This is a genomic window from Mesorhizobium sp. M2A.F.Ca.ET.067.02.1.1, from assembly GCF_004023285.1.
Lineage (GTDB): Bacteria > Pseudomonadota > Alphaproteobacteria > Rhizobiales > Rhizobiaceae > Mesorhizobium.
This window is the reverse complement of record NZ_RZSB01000405.1, coordinates 1-5,511: the sequence shown is the minus strand read 5'-3', so window position 1 is coordinate 5,511 and position 5,511 is coordinate 1. Positions and strand designations below refer to the sequence as shown.

The window sequence follows — 5,511 nt, the reverse complement described above, 5'->3', positions numbered from 1 at the left end:
GGGCAGGCGTCTGGGCGGCGTCTCGGTGCATACCGGCACCATCCCGTCCAAGACGTTGCGCGAGACCGTGCTCAATCTCTCGGGCTGGCGTGAGCGCGGCTTCTATGGGCGCGGCTACCGGGTGAAGCAGGACATTTCGATCGGCGACCTGGTCGAACGGCTGCACAAGACCCTCGACCACGAGGTCGAGGTGTTGCAGCACCAGTTCATGCGCAACACCGTGAGGAGCGCGCGCGCCGCGGTTAAATTCCTCGCGCCGAACAAGGCCAGCCTGACCGCCGACAATGGCGATTACAGCGAGATTGGCTTTGCCAACGCGCTGATTGCCGTCGGCACCCGGCCGCACCGGCCGGCCGACGTGCCCTTCGACCGGAAGCGGATCTTCGACAGCGACGAGATGCTGGAACTCCACCACCTGCCGCGCACGCTGACGGTGATCGGCGCCGGCGTCATCGGCGTCGAATATGCCACCATCTTTTCGGCGCTCGACGTGCCGGTGACCTTGGTCGAGCCGCGCAACTCCATCCTGGATTTCATCGACCGCGAGATCGTCGACGATTTCATTCACCAGATGCGCGACCGCGGCATGACCATCCGGCTCGGCAGTCCGGTCAAGGAGATCGCCTCCAAACCTGACTATGCCGAGGTAACGCTCGCCGACGGCCGCACCATCCGCTCCGAGATGGTGCTCTACGCCGCCGGCCGCACCGGCAACATCGCCAGCCTCGGCCTCGACGCGGTCGGCATCGGGGCCGACGCCCGAGGCCGGGTCAAGGTCGATCCGCAGACCTTCCAGACCAGCGTGCCGAACATCTACGCGGCCGGCGACGTCATCGGCTTCCCGAGCCTTGCCTCGACCTCGATGGAGCAGGGCCGGGTGGCGGCATGCCACGCCTTCGGCGTCAACCTGCCGCCCCCGCCGGAGAGCTTTCCTTATGGCATCTACGCCGTGCCGGAGATCTCGACGGTCGGCCTGTCGGAAGAGCAGGTGCGCGAGAGCGGCGATGCTTACGAGGTTGGCCTGGCGCGTTTTCGCGAGACATCGCGCGGCCATATCATGGGCGTCTCAAGCGGTTTCCTGAAGCTGTTGTTCTCTGTCGAGACGCGCCGCCTGCTCGGCGCCCACATCGTCGGCGAGGGCGCCACCGAGCTCATTCATATCGGCCAGGCGGTGATCAATCTCGGTGGCACGGTCGACTTCTTCGTCAACAACACCTTCAACTATCCGACGCTGGCGGAAGCCTACAAGATCGCAGGCCTGGATGCCTGGAACCGGATGGGACGAGGGTAGAATTCCTCGAGCCGCCGCGGGCCGCGCCTGCCGTCTAAAGGCAGCATCGCCCGGCTGGCGGCGCGGTCAGGCCGTCGGCATGGGGCCTGCCAGCCACTGCCGCGCGATCGCGGCGTCGGCGTCGCCGAATTCATGGCCCGAAGCAACGATGCGCGCGTCGACCTCGGCGCGGCGTTCGCTGAACAGCGTCACCAGCGCCGGGGCGAATGGGCCGTAGGTCTGGTCGGCGGCGCCGGCGATGATCAAGACACGTGTTCCGCCGAGATCGGTCATCGGCGAAGTGTCGAGCACCGGCATCGCTCGTAGTAGCGCCGCCTCCCGGACCAGGCCAGGATGGAGCAGCATCAGGCTGGAGACGACGTTGGCGCCGTTCGAATAGCCAAGGAAGGCCGCGCGCCGCGGGTCGAGGCCATGGCGCTCGGATACCTCTACGGCGAATTCGGCGTAGGCGGCGGTCTCCTTGCGGATGCTGGTCTGTTCGAAACTTGTCGGCGTGATTCGCTCGAACCAGCGGAAGCCATTGTCCTGGGGGATGCGCCCACGCGCGGCAACCAGCGTAGCGTCGGGCGCGATCTTCCGTGCAAGCGGGATGAGCGTCGTTTCGTCCACACCCGATCCGTGCAGCACAAACAGGCATTTGCCGGTCGACTTTGCCGGCGTCACCACGCGGTAGCGGAAGCCAAGATCACTGTGCAGGATACTGTTTTCATCGCTATATTCGGACACGCTCACATCCATTTGATTCCATGAGAGATTCGTTGATTTGCCGGCTTCAAAACGGAATATTTTCGCGCTCCGCGAAAGTTGATTGAACCAGGCGCATTTCAGTCCGTTTCAGCGCCGATATACCTCCCGCGGGAGGAATCGAAGCGGTGCGCCCCGGGGGTCGCATTGCTGGCTATGAACAACCAGCTTTGAGGCCTTTTGTCGATGACCACCCCTGTTTCCAACGAACGCGACAAGCGTATCGGAGAGCGCGACACACGTATCGACGTGCTGCGCGCGCTCGCGCTGCTCACCATCTTCGTCGACCACGTTCCGGGCACGGTCTTCGAGAATTGGACCTACAAGAATTTCGGTTTTTCCGATGCGGCCGAAGCCTTCGTGCTGATCTCCGGCATCTCGGTGGCGCTGGCCTACGGCACGAAGTTCAAGCCGGGCGGCCGTTTGCTCGCGACCCTGAAGATGTGGCGGCGCGCCGGCGTGCTCTACATCGCTCACATCGTCATCACGATGGTGGTGATCGCGCTGTTTTGCGCCGCCGCGCTGTTCGCGCACCGGCCGGAAATGCTGACCATGATAAACATCGAGCCCTTGATGAAGAACACGCCGCAGGTGCTGCTCGGCATCGTCACGCTCGGCCACCAGCTCGGCTACAACAACATCCTGCCGGTCTATGCGGCGCTGCTTCTGGCGGCGCCGGCTTTCGTGCTGTTCGTCAGCCATAGGCCGGTGACGGCGCTGATCGTGTCAGGCCTGCTCTGGCTCGTCGCCGGCATCTGGCAGATCGCGCCGCCAAACTACCCGGAGCCTGGCCTCTGGTTCCTCAACCCGCTGTCCTGGCAGTTCGTCTTCAACATCGGCCTTGCCGCCATGCTGCATGTGAAGCGGGGCGGGCGAATCCCGATCAATCCGTGGCTGCTTGGCGCCGCGGGCATCTACGTGGTCGGCGCGGCGATCTGGGTGCACAGCCCGCTCTGGGGCCAGATCACCTGGTTCAATCTGCCGGTGGTGATCGGCGGCTTCGACAAGACCTTCCTGTCGCTGCCGCGGCTGTTGCACATTCTGTCGGTCAGCTACCTGATCGTCGCGTTGCCGGCTGTCTCCAACCTCTTCCGCGTCAGGCCCGACAATCCGCTGGCCATTCTGGGCAAGCGCTCGCTGCCGGTGTTCATCGCCGGCACGCTGCTTGCGATGTCGGCGCAGGTGCTGAAGCTGATCAACCCGGGCGGCCCGGCTTACGATACGCTGCTGATCGCGGCCGGCATCGCCATGCAGTTCGCGCTTGCGCTCTACCTTGAATGGCTTGCCGGTCTTGGGCCGTCCCGCGCCAAGGAAGCGCGCGGGGAGGCTCCAAACAGGCCGTTCGGCGCGCAGCCGGTGCCGGCAAGGGCGGGAGGATACTGAAGCAATTTCAGGAGAAGTGCGGAGCGGTTTTCCGCTCGGAATTGCGCGACGCCGCAAGAGCGCTTAGCCTGTGCGGGCCGGGCCGGTTGAGGCTCTGACGATCAGTTCGACACCCATCGTCTCGCGCCGCACCGTACCGTCATGATCGAGGATCATGCGCGCGGCGCGGCGGCCGATCTCGGTGATCGGCTGGGCGACCGTGGTCAGCGCGGGTGTGCACAGCGCGCCGTCCGGCACGCCGTCGAAACCGACGATGGAGACGTCGCCGGGGACGTCCAGGCCCCGCGCTTTCAGCCAGTCGATGGCGATCAGCGCCATGCGGTCCGACATCGCCAGTATGGCGGTCGGCGCCTCACCATCGGCGAAGATCGCCTCGAGGCCGGCTCTGGTGCTCTTTTCCTCATTCTCGGTCTCGTAGACCGGGATTTTCGTCGTATCGATGCCGAAGCGGGCAAGCTCCTCGAAATAGCCGGCAAGTCGGTCGCGTGTTCCGGTGTAGAGCGCGCCGCGCACGATGTCCGGCGTGGCGAAGCCGGTGCGGTTGTCTGCGAAGGCCAGCGACAGCACCGCGAAGCGGCGATGGCCGAGCTCGGCCAGATGGCGCGCCGCGAGCCTTGCGCCCGCGACATTGTCGACGCCGATGGCCGAGACGGTCTCGTCCTGGAAGCCGAGCTCCAGCGCCACGAAGGGCAGCCTACGCTCGCGCGTCAGGTCGACAAGGCGCGAGCCGCCTTCGATGCAGAACAGGATGAAGCCGTCGACAAGTGCGCTCTGGATGTTCCAGGCAAGCTTCTCTTGGTTGGCGGCCGACACCAGCGCGATGCCCGCGCCGGTGGCGTCGCAGGCTTCTGAAATGCCAGCCATCATGACGCGGGCGAAAGGATCGTCGAAGAAGTAGGAGAGGGGCTCCGTGGTGGCGACCCCGATGGCGTTGACTTTGCCGGCGCGCAGCAGCCGGCCTTTCGGGTCGGGACCGGCGTAACCCATCTGCTCCGCCACCGCCTTGACCCGTTCGCGCACTTCGGCGCGCACGATCTCGGGCCGGCTGAAGACATTGGAGGCCGTGCCATGCGAGACGCCGGCGGCCTTGGCGATGTCGGCAAGCCTGATCGGTCTTGCCTGGCCTTCGAGGAGTGATGCCATGTCGTTCCTCCGAATCCGGTCACGTCACGAACATGACCGCTGAATTGCTGCCGGTCATCTAACATTTTTATTGGATCGATTCAAAATTCTGTTGACGGTGGGCAAAAGAGGTCTATGATTTGAATCGATCCAAGTTCCGTGCTCCATGGCGGAGCGAATTTCGACAGGAGGGGTGCCATGCATCCGGTGAGCTATTTGTTCGAGGACATCTACCGCAACGACTGGGGCATCGCTTCGGCCGCTGTCAGCGAGAAGCGGCGAGGCAGGTCGAGCCCATGGCGCCGCAAGCCGCGCTTCCTCGTGGACCCCAAGCGAGGCTGACCCGCAGTTTTTTCCGCACCCGTATATTGGATCGATTCAAACCCAAGGAGAAGCAATCATGCATCCGATTGGTCATCTGTTTCAGGACATCTACCGCAACTATTGGGGCATCACGCCCGGGACCGAGCAGCCTCAGCGGACCCGCCGTGACGAACTGCCTGCGCGCGAGCGCAAGCGGCGAGCCGGCCGAAAATAGGCGCTGAAAAATAGCCTAATGCCGAGGGCGCCACAGGGCCGAGGCGGCGATCGCCACCCAGCCGGCGATCAGCAGCGTGCCGCCGATCGGCGCCGACATCGGGAACAGCCGCGATCCGAGAAAGTCGCGGGCAAGCAGATCGCCGCAGAACAGCAGCAGGCCCAAGAGCAGGACGAGGCTGGCGATCCTGAGGCAACGGTTGCCGCCGGCAAGGCCGATGGCAAGAAAAGCCGGCGCATGCATCAGGAGGAAATTGGCGGCAGTGCCGGTAAAGGCGCCGCCGCGATGCGCGGCGGCGGCCGACAACGCTACGCCCGCCGCCCCAACGAGGCCGGCTGCCAGCACGAGGACGCGGCTTCCGCTGTCTGATGCTTGCCCGGTGAGGCTCATCCTGGATGCTCCATGGCGGTTGGGCGGAAGGGCGATCAAGACT

The 5,511-nt window shown here is 64.7% G+C and carries 7 protein-coding genes; 4 read left to right on the top strand and 3 right to left on the bottom strand.

From position 1 onward, the window contains the following. Positions 1–1,291 (top strand): Si-specific NAD(P)(+) transhydrogenase (gene sthA / locus EOA28_RS23410; RefSeq protein ID WP_128315323.1); only part of this gene is annotated, 1,291 nt, incomplete at its 5' end. A 66-nt stretch (positions 1,292–1,357) separates the two neighbouring features. On the opposite strand, the gene EOA28_RS23405 is transcribed toward sthA, so the two are convergent. After that, the gene (locus EOA28_RS23405; RefSeq protein WP_245463289.1) at positions 1,358–2,017 is read right to left on the bottom strand and encodes an alpha/beta hydrolase; all 660 of its coding nucleotides are present in this window, start codon (positions 2,015–2,017) and stop codon (positions 1,358–1,360) included. A gap of 204 nt (positions 2,018–2,221) precedes the next feature. Between EOA28_RS23405 and opgC the strand changes: the two genes are divergently transcribed. Then, positions 2,222–3,418 carry an OpgC domain-containing protein gene (opgC, locus tag EOA28_RS23400; RefSeq protein WP_127253478.1) on the top strand — a complete coding sequence of 399 codons (1,197 nt, stop codon included), beginning with the start codon at positions 2,222–2,224 and terminating at the stop codon, positions 3,416–3,418. Positions 3,419–3,481: 63 nt separating this feature from the next. On the opposite strand, the gene EOA28_RS23395 is transcribed toward opgC, so the two are convergent. Continuing rightward, positions 3,482–4,561 carry a LacI family DNA-binding transcriptional regulator gene (locus EOA28_RS23395; RefSeq protein WP_127253479.1) on the bottom strand — a complete coding sequence of 360 codons (1,080 nt, stop codon included), beginning with the start codon at positions 4,559–4,561 and terminating at the stop codon, positions 3,482–3,484. A gap of 177 nt (positions 4,562–4,738) precedes the next feature. Here EOA28_RS23395 and EOA28_RS38975 point away from each other — a divergent pair, with 177 nt between their 5' ends. Together EOA28_RS38975 and EOA28_RS38970 are read left to right on the top strand one after the other, a co-directional pair. Beyond that, a complete protein-coding gene (locus tag EOA28_RS38975; RefSeq protein WP_189342147.1) occupies positions 4,739–4,882 on the top strand; it encodes a hypothetical protein in 144 nt (47 codons plus the stop codon). Positions 4,883–4,940: 58 nt separating this feature from the next. Continuing rightward, positions 4,941–5,078 carry a hypothetical protein gene (locus EOA28_RS38970; protein WP_189342146.1) on the top strand — a complete coding sequence of 46 codons (138 nt, stop codon included), beginning with the start codon at positions 4,941–4,943 and terminating at the stop codon, positions 5,076–5,078. 15 nt (positions 5,079–5,093) lie between these two features. Here EOA28_RS38970 and EOA28_RS23390 read toward each other — a convergent pair whose 3' ends face one another. Continuing rightward, complete coding sequence (locus tag EOA28_RS23390; RefSeq protein ID WP_127253480.1) at positions 5,094–5,468, bottom strand: DUF423 domain-containing protein; 375 nt, start codon at positions 5,466–5,468, stop codon at positions 5,094–5,096. Positions 5,469–5,511 lie beyond the last annotated feature (43 nt).